The following is a 16,940-nucleotide window of genomic DNA, read 5'->3' on the forward strand; positions in this document are numbered from 1 at the left end:
ATGAATTTACACAAACTTATTTTAACGGAAAATGCCTGCTACAAGGCAGGTAAGAAAATCACGGTCAAAGGCATCATGGTTCATTCCACGGGTGCCAACAACCCTAATCTGAAACGCTATGTGGGTCCCGACGATGGTCTGCTTGGCAAAAACCAGTATGGCAATCACTGGAACACTTATCATCCCGGAGGAAGAGAGGTCTGCGTTCATGCCTTTATCGGCAAGTTGGCTGACGGCACTATCGCAACCTATCAGACACTCCCTTGGAATCATCGTGGATGGCACGCCGGAGGCAGTGCAAACAATACTCATATCGGTTTTGAAATCTGCGAGGACGGTCTTACGGATTATGCCTACTTTAAGAAGGTGTACCGTGAGGCTGTAGAACTTTGTGCCTACCTTTGTAAGGAGTACGGATTGACCGAGCAGAACATCATCTGTCACAGTGAGGGTTATAAACAGGGCGTTGCATCCAACCACGGAGATGTGATGCACTGGTTTCCGAAACACGGCAAGAGCATGGATACTTTCCGTGCCGAGGTAAAGGCTCTGCTTGCTGCCGATACCAAGGAGGACACCGAAGATACTGCCGAGCCTGTGGTGACCTATCCCGAAAAGCTGACATCCGGTTATTACCGTGTGCGTAAGACATGGAAGGACAGCAAATCCCAGGTAGGTGCGTATCGTATTCTTACCAACGCAAAGGCAGCTGCCGATAAGAACCCCGGCACTTTTGTTTTTGCCAATGATGGAACTGCCATTTACCCTGCGGATAAAACTACCGAGCCGGATTACCGTATCCATACGGTGGTCAAGGGAGACACTTTATGGGAGATTGCCGAGCAGTATCTTGGTAAAGGTGCAAGATACACCGAAATTAAAAAGCTGAACGGACTGACTTCCAATGTGATTTATAGCGGTTGGAAACTGAAGATTCCGAACTAAGACGATGCCCTTTGAGGATTTTTCCTTGAAGGGCATTATTTTTTGCTTTTAAGGGGGTTCGATTCAGCCTGTCTTTTCGCATATAGGCAGAGGAAACATTTCCACTGTTGAATGATTGGAGGAATCGAAATGGAAGTACAGAGAATTGAGAATTTTAAGATACCAAATGCCGTTGCACATGAGATTACGCAGGAAGAATTGCAGAAGGAATATGATTATTACAGGGCGCAGAAAGTCTTGGAAACCATGTTTATGTTCGGCATGATTTCCGTGGATGAATTCAACAAAATAAGCGAAAGAAACCGTCAAACTTTCTCTCCATATTTATCTGAGATTATGCCCTAAATGACTTGCTATATCAGCGATTCTACGGGAATATGTCCATACCGAAAGCGAGGTGAGTTGATGAAAAGGATAACAAAAATTGAAGAAAATAAAGCCTTATCGGTTAAGAAGAAAACCCGCGTTGCTGCCTATTGCAGAGTATCCACGGCAAGCGATGAACAGCTTATCAGTCTTGATACGCAGAAAGCACATTATGAGGATTATATCAAATCCAATGTCGACTGGGATTATGCAGGGATATTTTACGATGAAGGTATCACAGGCACGAAAAAGGAGTGCCGTGACGGTTTGAATTCCCTGATAGATTCTTGCGAAAAAGGGCTTGTGGATTTGGTCATTACAAAGTCCATCAGTCGTTTCAGCCGAAATACCACAGACTGTTTGGAACTGGTAAGAAAGCTGATTGGTCTGAAGGTTACCGTGATTTTCGAGAAAGAGAACATTAACACAGAAAGCATGGAAAGTGAGTTGATGCTTTCTATCTTAAGCAGTCTTGCAGAAAGTGAGTCGGTTTCTATTTCTGAAAACAGCAAATGGTCAATACAGAAACGCTTTCAGAATGGAACCTATATTATTTCCTATCCGCCTTATGGATATGAAAATGTAGGCGGAGAAATGATTGTTGTACCGGAGCAGGCAGAGATTGTAAAAAAGATATTCGAGTATACGCTTGCTGGGAAAAGCACTCATGCCATTGCAAAGGAACTGAATGACTGTGGAGTGACAAGTAAAAAAGGTGGAAAATGGACTCCCGGAGCCATCAATGCGATTATCCGCAATGAAAAATTCACAGGCGATGTGATTTTTCAAAAGACATATACGGACAGCCAATTCAGCCGCCATACCAATGATGGCGAGTTAAATCAATATCTGTGTGAAAATCATCATGAGCCGATTGTAAGCCATGAGATTTTTGACAAGGCAAACGAGGTTCTGAATCAGCGCGGCAGAGAAAAAGGCAATGGAGAGCGAACCGAACGCTATCAGAACCGTTACGGATTCTCAGGCAGAATCAAGTGCGGAGAATGCGGCGGAGTCTTTAAAAGAAGAATCCACTATAAACCGAGTGGAAGTTATATTGCTTGGTGTTGCACCCAACACATTGAGGACAGGAATTCCTGTTCTATGAAGTACATTACGGATGATGGGATAAAAGCAGCATTCCTTACCATGATGAATAAACTGATATTTGCCCATCAGAGGGTACTAAAACCGCTTCTTCACAGCCTGCAGGGATTTGATGATAAGGACAGGCTTTTGCAGATACAAGAATATGAAACAAAGCTGGAAAAGAATATGGAGCAAAGGCAGGTACTGACGAGCCTTATGGCAAGCGGATTGTTAGAGCCGGCACTTTTCAGTAAAGAAAACAATGCTTTGATTTTGGAAGAGAAGCATTTGCAGGAAGAAAAGAAACAAATGATAAATTCCGTCAGCGGTGACAGGACAAAGATTGAAGCCTTGGAGACACTTATAAAATTTGCATCCGGCAGTGAGATGCTGACGGAATATTCGGATGAGATATTCCTTTCCTATGTAGAAGGGATTACAGTGCTTTCCAGAAAAGAAATCGTCTTTGAACTGAAGTGTGGACTGAAATTAAAGGAAAGGTTGGTGGGATAATGGCACATATACCCTACGGATATAAGATTGTAAATGGAAAAGCAGAGGTTGATGAAAAACAGGCTGAGGTAGTCATAAAGCTGTTTGATGGCTACATTGCAGGACTTGGATTAAAGCCTGCGGCAGAGAATGCGGGTCTTGATATTTATCATGGCAGTGCAGGGAGAATGCTAAGAAACACGCATTACCTTGGCGATGAATATTATCCTGCCATTATCGACAGAAAGCGTTTTGATAAGGCGGAAGAAATCCGAATATCGAGAGCATCTTCCTTGGGCAGGGTCAGAGAACTGCAGGCTGCACAAAAGCCTGTGGCGGATACAAGGTTTACCATGCCGTCTGCTGAGAGAAAATTTGCAGATCCATTTTCACAGGCAGAATATGCTTACAGCTTGATTGAAAGTGAGGTGGCGATGAGTGAATAAGAGTATAACAGTTATCCCAGCACGAAAGCGTGTGGGAAATACAGTAAACAAAGAAGTAAAGCCGAAGCTCAGGGTCGCAGCGTACTGCCGTGTCAGTACCGACAGCGATGAGCAGGCTACCAGTTATGATGCACAGGTGGAGCATTACACCAATTTTATACAGAAAAATGAGGAATGGGAGTTTGCCGGTATATTTGCTGATGATGGTATATCCGGCACCAATACCAAAAAGCGTGAGGAGTTCAACCGCATGATTTCTGAATGTATGGAAGGTCATATTGATATGATCATTACAAAGTCCATCAGCAGATTTGCCCGTAATACCCTTGACTGCCTTCGATATATAAGACAATTAAAGGAAAAGAATATTCCTGTATTTTTTGAGAAGGAAAATATCAACACTATGGATTCCAAGGGCGAGGTTCTGCTGACCATCATGGCCAGCCTTGCACAGCAGGAATCAGAATCCTTAAGCAAGAATGTAAAGATGGGGATGCAATTCCGATTCCAGAATGGCGAGGTGCAGGTCAATCATAATCGATTTATGGGATATACAAAAGACGAAGATGGACATCTCATCATAGAGCCTGCCGAGGCAGAAATCGTCAAACGAATTTATCGTGAATACTTGCAGGGGGCAAGTTTAAAGCAAATCGGAGACGGATTGATGGAGGATGGAATTTTAACGGGTGCAGGAAAACCAAAGTGGCGTCCGGAATCAGTGAAGAAAATTCTGAAAAACGAGAAGTATATCGGTGATGCCCTTCTGCAAAAGACCTATACCGTAGATGTTCTTACCAAAAAGCGAGTAAAAAATAACGGCATCGTTCCACAGTATTATGTAGAGAACAGCCACGAAGCGATTATCCCTCGTGACATTTATATGCAGGTGCAGGAAGAGATGCTCAGACGAGCCAATCTTCACAGTGGAGCGAATCGGAAGAAACGGGTTTACAGCAGCAAATATGCACTTTCCAGCATTGTGTATTGTTCAAAATGCGGAGACATTTATCGCAGGATTGCTTGGAACAACCGTGGAAAACACTCCACGGTGTGGCGATGCGTAAACCGTGTGGAGCATGGTCCCGACTGCTGTGATGCACCAACCGTGCAGGAATCGGAATTGCAGAATGCTGTGGTAAAGGCAATCAATATGGCACTCGGCGGAAAGGATGATATGCTTGCCGTTTTGGAAGAGAATATAGCAATGGTGCTTGCATTGGAAGATGAAAATTCAATGGAAAGTATCGATGCCAAACTGGAAGAACAACAGCAGGAACTTCTTAGGCGAGCCAATTCAAAGTTGGATTACGAAGATCTTGCTGATAATATAGACAATCTTCGGGAGCAAAAACTTAATGTTATGGCAGATAGTGCAGAACGAGAAGCCTTGAAGCAACGCATTTCTGAGATGCAACAGTTCCTTGCCGAGCAGACAGGACAGATTGAAGCATACGATGAAACCTTGGTTAGACGAATGATTGAAAAAATAACGGTTCATCAGGATAAATTCACGGTTGAGTTTAAATCCGGCATGAGCGTGGATGCGGAGAGATAAGAAAATATCAACGGTCAGCACCTTGCAGAAATGCAGGGTGTTTTTTGTTTTATATGTAAACTATTTTAAAAATATTTTTGTTATAATGTAATTATTTGAAAAATAATGTTGAAATATATCTAAAACAGTTGTATAATTAAGAAAGTGATTGAGGAGGATATATCTATGGCTGAAACAAAACACGAGAAATTTGTACGAGTAGCAGAATCAAGAACTAATAAGATAATAGACATGATTAGACTTTTAGGTAATTGTTCGAGTACAGCCACTTATGAATATACGGATGAAGATGTAAAAAAAATATTTACTGCAATTGAGCAAGAATTAAAGGTTTGCAAGAGCAAATATCAAGATACAAGTAATAAAGAAAGTAAATTCAAACTGAGGTGATAAAAATGGGTTCAATGTGGAATTTTCCTAATAACGGTTGTGGTCAAGTCAGAGGAATATCAGATGCAGGTATTGAGACTTTTACAGGTGCGGAAATTCAATCACTTGCTAGAGAAATATGCCAGAATTCGCTTGACGCTAATGTTGAAGGAAGTACAACAGGAGTAAAAGTAGAATTTGAAAGATATACAATTAATTCAAATGATATTCCAGGTTATACGGACTACGCATCTAATATAAAAAAGGCAAATGAATACTGGACTACCAAAAAAAGCGAGAAAACGATCAGTTATTTGAAAAAGGCTTTAAATGCGATAAATAAGAGTTCTTCATATGTTTTAAGGATAAGTGATTATAATACTACAGGGTTAAAAGATCCATATGGTGATAGTGATGAGGGATGGAATTCCCTTACTAAATTAGATGGAGGGGCAACAAAAAGCGGAGATAAAGCTGGTGCATTTGGTATAGGAAAAAATGCTCCTTTTTGTAATTCTGATTATAGATTAGTTTTCTATAGAACCTTAAATGAAGAAAATGAAACTGCCGCTCAAGGAATGGCACGTTTTATATCTTTTCCGGAGAATCTAGCAGACACCGTTCACACAATGACAACGGGATTTGGTTATTATGGCAATAAAGATGGAAATTTGCCTGTAAACTCAATATACGAATTGGACAAAATAAAAAAAAGAAGTGAAGTCGGCACAGATGTTTTTGTCTATGGATTCAATGGCGGATATCAATGGGAAAAGGAAGTTATCTGCGAAATTTTAGAAAACTTTTTGATGTCGATTAATAGAAAACTTTTAAGTGTTACCGTTGGTAATAATACAATAGATAATAGCACTTTAGAATGTTATATAGGACGGTATCAAAAGGAGATAAGAAATGCGTATTGGTTTCATCAGGTACTAACGAGAGTAGATACAAAGGAATTCGTGAAAGATTTTCATGGGATGGGACAACTTAGATTGAGAGTGCTAGTTGATCCAACAGAAAAACTTAACCGTAAGATTCTTATTACTAGATCGTCAGGAATGAAAATTTTTGACCTTGGTAATATTTCTAGATTAATTTCTTTTTCTGGTATATTGGAAATGGAAGGCAAGCAATTAAATGAATTCTTTAGAGAAATGGAAACTCCTGCTCATGATAAGTGGTTGCCAAGCAGACATTCAACAAATCCTTCTTTAGCAAAAGAATATTATAGTGAACTGAAAGATTGGGTTAGAGATACTATACAGGATTTGGGTGAGCACTCTAGTGATGAAGTGATTGAAGTGGAAGGATTGGCAGGAGTTCTACAAAAAGAATCTGAAAATGCAAGTCAAACAGGCGATGATAAAAGGGAAAGCCTGCACGATACATGGCGTTTGCTATTATATTCGAAGAAATAATAGTAGGACATCTTCTGAGTGAGGATATGAAATTTTTTTCTTGTTACAAAGTGACATGATCACAGAAATAAAAACAAAATATTGGTAAAATTAATATACCTATGTATATATATTAACAAACGAAATTGAAATTAGAATTTTACAAGAATTAAAAAAATAATTTAAAAACATTAAAAAGAGGATAAGAAAATGAAAATTAAATGGAAAATTGTATCAGCATCAGTAGGAATTATTGTTTTATTAACATTATCGATCGTATTTTTTACGCATGAAGAAGTAAATAGTCTTGTGTTTAGTGAAAGTAGTGAGGAATTACAGAACTACTCTAATATGGGACTTCAATTATTTGAACGTGCCTATGAGGGAAGCTGGTCAGTAAAAGAAGGCAAACTTTTTAAGGGTGACACACAGATTAACGAAAATTATGAGTTGATTGATGATTTTACAAAGGAAACTCAGGTTCTGGCTACGGTATTTCAGAATGATACGAGAATTGCAACCAATGTACAGGATGAAAGTGGAAAGCGTATGATTGGAACACAGGCTTCTGCGGAAGTAATTGAGCAGGTTATCAAACAAGGAAAACCTTATTTAGGTGCTGCAGATATTTTAGGTAAGTCTGCACAAACATATTATGTTCCCATTATGGATGAGAGTGGAGCTGTTATTGGAATGTGGTTTGTGGGAGTATATACGAATGTGGTGTCTGAAAAGATTGATAATGCAATGATATTTATTATTTTATTGGCAGGAGTTCTTCTGGTTGTGGGAGTTGTTGTTTCTTATTTATTAGGGAATGCGATTGCCAAAGGCATTAAACTAATTCAGGACAGATTGCAGCTTATGGAAGAAGGGAAATTTAATTTTCAGTTTGAAGATAAATTGCTCAATCGAAAAGATGAGGTTGGAGCAATTGCACGTTCCTCTAATAATATGCAGAAAAAAATAGCGGAAATTATGAGAAATATCCAGCTTGAATCTGAAAATGTAAAAGGAATTTCAAGCCAGACGTTTAAGAGAATGGAAGAAGTTCACGGAAATATTGAAGATATCTCAGCAACTACAGAAGAATTATCAGCCGGAATGGAAGAAACTTCAGCATCAACGGAAGAAATGAATGCATCTACTTATGAAATTGAATCAGAAGTTTCTAACATGAAGGATCGAACATTACATGGGGAAAATCTGGCATCTGAGATTAAACAGCGTGCAGGCAAACTTAAGGATGAGACAGGAAAATCACATCAGAATGCAATTGAGATTTATGATAGAACAAATGTACAGCTGAGAGAATCGATTAAGAGAACGGGAGCAATAGAAGAAATCAAGGAACTTTCACAGACGATCCTACAGATTACGAGTCAAACGAATCTGCTAGCCCTAAATGCTGCAATTGAAGCAGCAAGAGCTGGTGAAGCGGGAAAAGGATTTGCAGTGGTTGCAGATGAGATCCGAGTTCTGGCTGAAAATTCTAAAAATGCGGTATCTAGAATTAATGATATTACATATAATGTATCCGAAGCGGTAGAGAGTGTAGTGCAGGATTCTAAAGCACTTCTTGATTTTGTAGATAATCAGGTCCTAAATGATTATAAAATGTTAATAGATACTAGCAAGCAATATGATCAGGATGCTGACTCAGTTCAGAATGTTGTAACCGAGATAAATGTAATTGCAGAGCAGTTATATGAGACGATTCAGCAAATGAGACAGGCCATTGATGAAATCACAACTGCAGCAGGTGAAGGAGCGCAAGGCACAACTGATATTGCAACAAGAGTAACAGAAATTGCTTCTAAAACGGATGACGTACTGCATCAATCGATGGAAAATCAAAAGAGTGCAGAGAAACTGGATGAAATGGTTGGTTTCTTTCAGCTTTAGGAAATAAATAAATTGCCAAGGAGGGCGGATAGGATGAAAAAACGGATACTGATACCTATTGCGATATTAATTATGGTGTATTTTATTGCGATAGTTGAGCAAAATAATATAGTTGGTGATCTGCTATCACCTATCCTTACCTTTTTAGCTTTTGCACCTGTTTTTTATGCTTTTTTTTGGAAAGAGCAGAACAAGCTTTTGAAAATATCAGGACTGTTTTATGCATTAGCCATATTTGCATGGTTTTTATGTGATTTTTCCTGGGGGTTCTCTACTTTAATTTTAAATCTAAATCCAGAAAACAATCTTTTAATTACGTATGGGTATTCCCTTACGATTTTTTTTTTACTGCTTTCTTTGATATTATCAGGGTACTTCCAAGTTAGAAATTGGAATAAAATGCAAGTATTTCTTGATACAGCAATGGTGGCGGTAAGCATAATGGTGATTGTTTGGGTATTTGTGTTTGAGCAAAATACAGCAAAAGCCGAAGTCTTGCTTAGCGATCCGGTTTCCATGAGCTCACTTATAATGGATTTTATGATATATGCATGGACTAATATCTGGTTTTTTTCAACGAGAAAACAAAAAGAACCATTGTTTATTAAATTTTCAGCGGCAGGTGGAGTTGCTTTTGTAGTAATCGATATCATTTATTACTATGAATATTTTTACAGATCATATGAACCAAATTCTCTTTTAGATGGAGGATACATAGCTGCTTTTGTACTAATGGGAATTTCTGGATTGATGAAACTTAAATCAATCAATCAAGAAGAGAAAAATCAAACAGGGGCGCAAATAGATAAAGTGCAAATTAGTTTTAAGCGCATAAAAAAAGAGTTATTATTCCTAATAGTTCCAATCCTTTTATTTGTATTTAGAGGTATAGAAGCTCCCTCGTTATTATTTTTAATTACAGCAATCATGCTATATTTTATATTTACGAATTTTACACAAAATAGTATTTTTCGTGACAAAATACTTGAAAGAGAAAAGGAATATATATCCGAACTAGAGAACCGTGTGGAAGAGAGAACTCAACAATTGGTGAAATATTAATTCAGCCACGTACAACCAAAACACAGACAAGAGGATTGTTCTATGGTAATCAAGGAGAGGGAAAATCTAAGAATAGCGACACTCCTGGAACTGTAGGTAAAGACGGAGGATTTCCTACTACACGAGGTCTTGGGGGGACTCGTCATAGATCCACTACAGAGAATCATAAAGGTAAACCATCTGATTTAGGGCATGATACAGTACATAAAAAGAGTGGCGGAGACACAAATCAGAATTTGAAAAGTGTAAGGATTATAAAAAAATCTCAAAAAAACTATAGAGTATCATTTGAACTACCTAGAGATATTTCAGCAGGGCATATCGAGATAGTTGCGGTTGGAGAAAATGGTAAGGCTAATAAGTTATCAATTTCTGCTGCAAATGGAATAGACCACTGTACAGGAATTAAAAGAAGTAATTTAGGCATCAATTTTGATAGCATGGATGGAAACGAAAAGGTGCTTGTAGAATTTTCACTCTTAGATAATAGAGATTATGCGATGGAGGTAAATGTTTATGAACATAACTAAACGTCTATACACATATCCTGTGCTGAGTGAAGAAAGAGATGATTATCAGAATTCTACATTTGATGCCAATGTCAGTTATAAAATGAACGGTGTTAATAGTCTTCATCTAGAATTCAATATAGAGATGGACAATCCAGATTTACAATCTTTGATAGGTAGTGGACGAGCTGAGTATGTAATTCACATTGAATGCTCTAATACATCATATAGAACTACAATACATTCGATTGCGGAGATAGTGGAAAAAGATATCCCCATTGGAAGAATTAGTGGAAAAATAGAAGTCGTTGTACTCATTATATCAAAATCGGATATAAATGGTCTAAAAGTAAAAGATTGGGTTGATGATTATCAAGACATAGCGTTCGACTTATCAAAAGGAAGTATATTAGCCTATAAGAATATTCCGACTTTTGATATTATAAAAAATTATGAGGAACTAAGTAGTGCAAGTTCCATATTTAAAGTGTACAAGAGAATTACAAAGGAGCCAAAACCAATGGAGGTTGATTTAGATTCAACTCAAATTGGCATTGGATTAGGTTTGCAGGAATTTGAAACTTACTCAAAATTTTGTGATAAAATTCAGTTTCAACCACTTCTAAATACAATGGTAGTTTTTCCCGCACTGGTTTATGTTTTCGAAGAGTTAAAACAGGACGATGGAATTGAAAATAATGAGGGCAAAAAATGGTTTGTTTCATTGAGTAAAGCTTATGAAAAAAGAGGGATAAATCTCGAAGAAGAAATAAGATCAAATGAGAAAACATCGGTTCAATTAGCACAGGAAGCAATGGAACTACCTCTTACGGCGGCGTTAAAAACTATGTCGGACATTTTTGATACAAATGAAGAGGAGGAATCTTAAATGAAATTGTATTTTATGAAAAAAGAGGCTTTGGATATACTGAAGTCAAATTTGGATATGATTTACAATATGTATTTCACGGAGAAAGACAATAGATGGCTGTGGAAAATATGTGATGGCAATCCATTTGTTGAATTCAAGGAGATACCGGATTTCTCGCTTGCACATATAGATGATGATAGCTTAAAAGGTGAAATAGAATTTCAAAATTGTAAATTAGTATATAAGAATCTTTCATTTTTAACTGAGTCACAGGCTTGTGATGAAAGATTATGGGCGGGGTTATGCCATTCTGTTTTTTATGAGTACTTGAGAAAAAGATGGGATTATGACAAGAAAAAACCAAAAACGCAAAAAGAAGCAGTTTCCAATATAAAGTCTAGATTCTTTTTTTCCGGAGGAATAAGAGCTGGATTATACAGAAACTCTATAGCTAAATGTTGGTGGGTAGGTAGAAACACTTATGATGCTACTAACAGCAACCCTTTTGAAAAGTTAGATATCATTGGCAGCAACGATATAAGCAGTAAAATTTCAGATATATTTTATAGTAATAATTTTTCTTCTAATCCGGTTATATTAACTGGTGTAGTAAATGCTCTAAAAAACTTTAAAGACGAAGGAACACAACTTACATTGAAAGAGCATATTCGTCCATCATTACAATTATTAAATGCTATAGGCGGCGGAGTAATTCTTGACTGCTTAAGCGAAGATGAGATTACAGATATCGTGGTAGATAATATATATGGTATTATTCAGGGAGATAATCTTGGAGTGGAAGTGGATTCGGAAGATGGTTATGCCGACTTAGATGATGATAATGAAAAGACTGAAGATGTTTCAGATACACTAAATGAAGACAAATATATTGTGGTCGGTCACAAGGTTGAAGTTCTAGAAATTGAAACGGATGCCCATAAAATAATTTCAGTTAATTATCTTCCCGGAACTACGAATATTCCACCATTGGCAAAACAACTATTAGGAAAAATAGAAGGAGATACGTCTTTTTTTAATGGAAAAACATATCAAATTTTAAAGGTGGATATTAGTTGACATATTCCCGCAAACAGGCAAAATACCGTGGATATATTCCCACGGACAAGGGGTGTCGAAAATGTGCGTTTGACATTCATTCGCTCATCTCGTGCCATGTTGAGTGTGTTGTCTTGATGTCAAGGGTTGAGAAATAGGGCAACTCAAAACACAGATGAATAAAGGGTTTCCGAGGTTAGAAGGTTTTCTGCCTGTTGTTCGGCAGTTACTTTTAATCTCGAAAATCCTTATTTTTATTTAATGAGGAAACAAGTCGACCACAAAGATGTACTTAGGGTTGTGGAGACAGGATAGATAATTTCGTAGGGTTGTGAAGATAGGATAGATGTAAGGTTATTGTTTAACAGTAATTTTATCAAGAATATATTGATAAATATCAAGAAAATATTGAATTTAATCCAGCACTATGGTATAGTTAAGCAGAATGCATCAGTATGACCATTTTGCTGTGTGAGAGGTGTAAATATGAACGTCAGTTATAACAAACTCTGGAAATTGATGATTGATAAAAATATGAATAAGACCCAGCTGAAAAATGAAGCCCATTTAAGCACCAATGTAATTGCAAAACTAGGAAAGAACGAGAAAGTATCAATAGATACATTAAGTAAGATATGTGAGGTTTTGCAGTGCAATATTGGGGATATAGTTGATTTTGTTTCAAATGATATGGAGGCTTAGGGATGGGACATAAAAATTATTATTTTCCGGAAAAAAATGTATTGAAAGAGGCTACTATCGAGGCAATAAAAGAGCTTGGTGGGACTGCAACAACACAACAAATTAATACCAAGGTTGCAGAGTTGCTTAAGTTATCTGAAGAAATATTAACTCTTGAAGACGAGAGTGGTATTGGAACTATGTATGAATATAGAATGCGTTGGATTCGCACAGAATTAAAGGGTAAAATCTTAAACCCAAAGCGTGGAATTTGGGTATTGCCAGAAGATAAAGAATAATAACAGAATTGGAGTGTCAGCATGATTAATAAGCATGATAGCATATATAAATTAAAAAAAGAACATTTAAAGAATATTGTCCCTTTTCAGTTGGAGGAAGCGTTTCAAGGACTAGAATTTGATATAGAAGGAAACCTAAATATTCCTTATACACATAAAGGATATACTTGCAACGATAAAAAGCATCTTTTTGAGAATTCTGAAGTGCAAGCAATCAGTTTCTTTTCAGGTTGTGGGGGATTGGATATAGGAACACAGCTTGCTGGTGTCAAGGTTATTTCAAGTTTAGATTTTTATGAAGATAGCGTGAATACTCTTAAGAAGAATTCTTTCTTTGATCATAGTGTTCATTTTAATGAGGATATAGGTAATGTTAAAGGTAGTGATTTTACAGATATCATTAAGAAAAATAATCCATCCAAATTGATAGTCGTAGGTGGTCCACCTTGCCAGCCGTTTTCAAAAGCGGGATATTGGATAACTAATGAAAAACGACAGGCTAATGATGATCCGCGTAATATGATTGGACAATATTTCAGAATTATTTCAGAGATAATGCCAGATGGCTTTGTATTAGAAAATGTAGAAAGTATCTTACATCCTTCGAATTATGAAGCAGTTGAATCAATTTTTGAAAATATGGAGAAGTTGGGATACAACTATAGCCTTTTGAAGATTAATGCAGCAGATTATGGCGTACCACAAAAGAGAAAAAGAGTTTTCTTTTTGGCATCAAAAAAGGAGATTCATGCAGAACTTTTGGCTACTCACGGAGATGAAAAGAGTATCCTAAAAAATCCTGAGTTATTGCCGTATGAAAGAGTTATTGATTGGATTGGGAAATTTGACGATAAATCATATTATATAGATGAGGATGTTAGTACAGAAGGAAAATGGGAAAATGAATTGACTTGCATTCCACCTGGAAAGAACTACATTGCTTTATCGGAAAGAGCTGGTCATCCGAATCCAACATTTGTTGCAGGAAAAAGATACTGGAGTTCTTTATTAAAACTTCATCCATATCAACCATCTTGGACTATTATTGCTAGTCCTGGACATTGGGAGGGACCTTTTCATTGGGATAATAGGAGATTAAGTATAAGAGAGTGTGCAGCCATTCAGACCTTCCCCGATGATTATGTGTTCTATGGAAGTTTAAGGTCACAAAGAAAACAAATTGGTAATGCAGTACCACCTTTACTTGCAAAAAAAATTGTTGAAGAATTGTGTAGGTGGATATAATGAGAACTCCTATTATTGTAAGCTTATTCTCTGGCGCAGGAGGATTAGATATTGGATTTCACAAGGCGGGATTTCATACAGTATATGCATCAGACGTATGGGATGTTGCGTGTGAAACACTAAAGAAAAACTCTATGGCCGATGATGTTGAATGCATAGATGTTAGGAAAATTGATTTCAAGAAGTTGAAAGAAAAGCACGGTGAAATAGATTGTTTAATTGGAGGACCACCTTGTCCACCATACAGTCAAACACGTCATTACTTAATTGGAAAAAAAGACGGTTTTGAAGATGAAAAAGCAGGATTTGCTGTTCCTGAGTATTTTCGTGCGGTTAAGGAACTTGAACCCACTGTTTTCTTTTTTGAAAATGTGGATGGGTTTACATTTAAAACTCATTTAGAAGCGTTCAACTTTCTAAAAGAGCAAGCGGAACTACTAGGATATAATATCACGCATAAAGTTGTTAATGCTGCTAACTATGGGGTACCTCAAACACGAAAAAGGTTTATTTGTGTTGGAGTCAAAAAGGACCTTGAGCCTTTTGTTTTCCCGGAGGAGACTCACTCTGATCCTACTAAAAAGAGTGATAAGTTACCTTGGGTTACTTGTAGAGAGGCTATTGGTGAATTCGACACAATTACTGAAGAAGAGAAAAAGCAACGTCCAGGTTCAAAAGATTATGAATTATTTAAGAACATACCCCCGGGTGATAACTACTTGTATTACACTGAAAAGAGAGGATGTAAAGATCCTAAATTCAAATGGAAGTCTCGTTATTGGACATTTTTGTTAAAACTAACTCCTGATAGGCCGTCATGGACAATACAAGCAAGTTTCTCTAACAATCAGGGGCCTTTTCACTGGAAAAATCGATTCTTAAGAATAGAGGAGATAAAAAGACTTCAAACATTTCCAGATAGTTATCAATTTTGTGGTGATGAAAAGGAACAATGGCGTCAAATTGGCAATGCAGTTCCTTGCTTACTTGCTGAAGTCTTTGCAATAAAAATTAAGGAGGATTATTTTAATGAGTAGTTTGCGATGGGAAGTTGACTATAATGGGGTTTTAGTATGGCGAGAAGCCGCAACTTGCTCTCGGAATAGAGGGGAGGGAAAGACAGAATTAATAAGAGAATTATTCGAGAGGGATGGTTGGACATGTCAAGTTATAGATGACTCTAGTAAATTTGTTAAAATAAGTCTTTCCAATCCCAACTTTGAAAATTCAGTAATATATAACGTAGCATTAGTGAATGTGGTAAACGAGTACCGTAACCGTAGTGATGACCCGGAATCACCCAGTTCATATGAAAAGCGCATTCAAGGACAAGACTTCAGCCAATACAATTTAGAGAATAAGCTTGTTTTAGGATTATATGTAATAGATAGTGAAGAGGATTTAAATAATTCCATAATAGTATCATGGCCAAAGGAAATTTTAACAGATGGCTCTAACAGAGCATATAGAGTTAACACAAAAGAAAATATTCAACCAGCTAGGGTTTTTGGATTGTATGCTGATAAGAGTTCTGCATATAATGTTGTAACTTTTAAACCCCAGAATATCCACATATACTTAAAAAACAGGGATGCGCTCCATAGGTATGATGCACCTTCAATAGAGGAGAATGCACAACCAGAAGGAAGCGTAGATTTACAACAACCTGTGATTGATTATCCTCATAACAGAATTATTTTTGGCGCTCCTGGGACAGGCAAAAGTTTCAAACTAGATAAGGATAAATCAGTATTTGGCGACAATTATGAGAGAGTTACATTCCATCCAAACTACTCATATTCACAATTTGTTGGTTCATATAAGCCTAAACCTAAAAAAAATGGTAACGGTGACGAGTATGTATCTTATGAATTTGTTCCTGGTCCTTTTTTAAGAACCTGGGTAAATGCACAAAAGAGCTTGAAAGACAATGATGGAAAAAGTCATCTATTAATTATTGAAGAAATTAATAGAGCAAATGTAGCTGCTGTATTCGGAGATGTTTTTCAATTACTCGATAGGAAAGCGGATGGTACGAGTGAATATGAAATTTCAACAACAGAAGATATGAGAAAATACCTAATCGAAGAGCATTATTTTACAATAGATGAAGTCGCCTCTATAAAACTTCCCAACAATATGTATATATGGGCAACAATGAACAGTGCAGATCAAGGTGTTACTCCAGTAGACTCTGCGTTTAAGAGAAGGTGGCATTTTGAATATATTGGAATTAATGAATGTATGGATGAAATCTCTGAAAAGGAAATTGACCTAAAACCTTATGGAAGAGTTAATTGGAATCAATTGAGATTGAAAATCAATGATAGATTAACACAACCAGACTTAAATATAAACGAAGATAAGCTAATAGGGCCGTTCTTTTTAAGCGAAAAAGAGCTAGAATCAAATAATATTGATCTGATTTTTAAGAGTAAACTGTTAATGTACTTATATGAAGACGTATTAAAACATCGGAAAGGTAAACTTTTCAGATCTGATTTAAACACTTTATCAAAAGTATTCGAAGCCTACGATAAGGGGGAGAATGTTTTTGATTTTGAACTAACATCTGAGCTTCTAGATAACTCAGAAGATATAACCGAGCAAATGGTCGAACAGGTGAATAACATGGGGAATGAATAGT

At 37.0% G+C, this 16,940-nt stretch carries 17 protein-coding genes; all 17 read left to right on the plus strand.

Translation table 11 applies throughout. The features are described from left to right. The 17 genes from CM240_RS17945 to CM240_RS16705 all read left to right on the plus strand — a co-directional run bounded on the left by CM240_RS17945 (position 1) and on the right by CM240_RS16705 (position 16,939). On the plus strand, positions 1-945 hold the full coding sequence (locus tag CM240_RS17945) for an N-acetylmuramoyl-L-alanine amidase (RefSeq protein ID WP_044036368.1): 945 nt from the start codon (positions 1-3) through the stop codon (positions 943-945). 129 nt (positions 946-1,074) lie between these two features. Continuing rightward, positions 1,075-1,290, plus strand: coding sequence for an SHOCT domain-containing protein (locus tag CM240_RS03125; RefSeq protein ID WP_051483658.1), 216 nt, complete (start codon positions 1,075-1,077; stop codon positions 1,288-1,290). A 60-nt stretch (positions 1,291-1,350) separates the two neighbouring features. Continuing rightward, complete coding sequence (locus CM240_RS03130) at positions 1,351-2,913, plus strand: recombinase family protein (RefSeq protein WP_044036370.1); 1,563 nt, start codon at positions 1,351-1,353, stop codon at positions 2,911-2,913. Next, a complete protein-coding gene (locus tag CM240_RS03135; protein ID WP_044036372.1) occupies positions 2,913-3,338 on the plus strand; it encodes a recombinase in 426 nt (141 codons plus the stop codon). Before CM240_RS03130 ends, CM240_RS03135 begins: the two co-directional genes overlap by 1 nt. Beyond that, a complete protein-coding gene (locus CM240_RS03140; RefSeq protein ID WP_044036373.1) occupies positions 3,331-4,896 on the plus strand; it encodes a recombinase family protein in 1,566 nt (521 codons plus the stop codon). The genes CM240_RS03135 and CM240_RS03140 overlap by 8 nt, the downstream gene beginning before the upstream one ends. 165 nt (positions 4,897-5,061) lie before the next feature. Continuing rightward, a complete protein-coding gene (locus CM240_RS03145) occupies positions 5,062-5,286 on the plus strand; it encodes a hypothetical protein (protein ID WP_044036375.1) in 225 nt (74 codons plus the stop codon). A 5-nt stretch (positions 5,287-5,291) separates the two neighbouring features. Continuing rightward, positions 5,292-6,686 carry a hypothetical protein gene (locus CM240_RS03150; protein ID WP_242838488.1) on the plus strand — a complete coding sequence of 465 codons (1,395 nt, stop codon included), beginning with the start codon at positions 5,292-5,294 and terminating at the stop codon, positions 6,684-6,686. A gap of 189 nt (positions 6,687-6,875) precedes the next feature. Beyond that, complete coding sequence (locus CM240_RS03155; protein WP_044036377.1) at positions 6,876-8,570, plus strand: methyl-accepting chemotaxis protein; 1,695 nt, start codon at positions 6,876-6,878, stop codon at positions 8,568-8,570. A 33-nt stretch (positions 8,571-8,603) separates the two neighbouring features. Continuing rightward, entirely contained in the window at positions 8,604-9,632 is a 1,029-nt protein-coding gene (locus CM240_RS03160) for a hypothetical protein (RefSeq protein WP_044036378.1), read from the plus strand. Positions 9,633-9,667: 35 nt separating this feature from the next. After that, on the plus strand, positions 9,668-10,162 hold the full coding sequence (locus CM240_RS03165; RefSeq protein ID WP_044036380.1) for a hypothetical protein: 495 nt from the start codon (positions 9,668-9,670) through the stop codon (positions 10,160-10,162). Beyond that, complete coding sequence (locus tag CM240_RS03170) at positions 10,149-11,030, plus strand: hypothetical protein (protein ID WP_044036382.1); 882 nt, start codon at positions 10,149-10,151, stop codon at positions 11,028-11,030. Before CM240_RS03165 ends, CM240_RS03170 begins: the two co-directional genes overlap by 14 nt. Continuing rightward, a complete protein-coding gene (locus CM240_RS03175) occupies positions 11,031-12,089 on the plus strand; it encodes a DUF6339 family protein (RefSeq protein ID WP_044036383.1) in 1,059 nt (352 codons plus the stop codon). A 465-nt stretch (positions 12,090-12,554) separates the two neighbouring features. Continuing rightward, positions 12,555-12,770, plus strand: a complete 216-nt coding sequence (locus tag CM240_RS03180) for a helix-turn-helix domain-containing protein (protein ID WP_044036384.1) — start codon at positions 12,555-12,557, stop codon at positions 12,768-12,770. Between the two features lie 2 nt (positions 12,771-12,772). After that, complete coding sequence (locus CM240_RS03185) at positions 12,773-13,048, plus strand: winged helix-turn-helix domain-containing protein (protein WP_044036386.1); 276 nt, start codon at positions 12,773-12,775, stop codon at positions 13,046-13,048. A 21-nt stretch (positions 13,049-13,069) separates the two neighbouring features. Further along, positions 13,070-14,293 (plus strand): DNA cytosine methyltransferase, encoded by a 1,224-nt coding sequence (locus CM240_RS03190; RefSeq protein WP_044036388.1) that lies wholly within the window; start codon positions 13,070-13,072, stop codon positions 14,291-14,293. After that, positions 14,293-15,330: a DNA cytosine methyltransferase gene (locus CM240_RS03195; protein WP_044036390.1), complete on the plus strand. Its 1,038-nt coding sequence runs from the start codon at positions 14,293-14,295 to the stop codon at positions 15,328-15,330. Before CM240_RS03190 ends, CM240_RS03195 begins: the two co-directional genes overlap by 1 nt. After that, complete coding sequence (locus CM240_RS16705) at positions 15,323-16,939, plus strand: McrB family protein (protein ID WP_051483659.1); 1,617 nt, start codon at positions 15,323-15,325, stop codon at positions 16,937-16,939. The genes CM240_RS03195 and CM240_RS16705 overlap by 8 nt, the downstream gene beginning before the upstream one ends. The last annotated feature ends 1 nt before the right edge of the window (position 16,940 follow it).

This window comes from Clostridium bornimense (genome assembly GCF_000577895.1).
Taxonomy (GTDB): domain Bacteria; phylum Bacillota; class Clostridia; order Clostridiales; family Clostridiaceae; genus Clostridium_AN; species Clostridium_AN bornimense.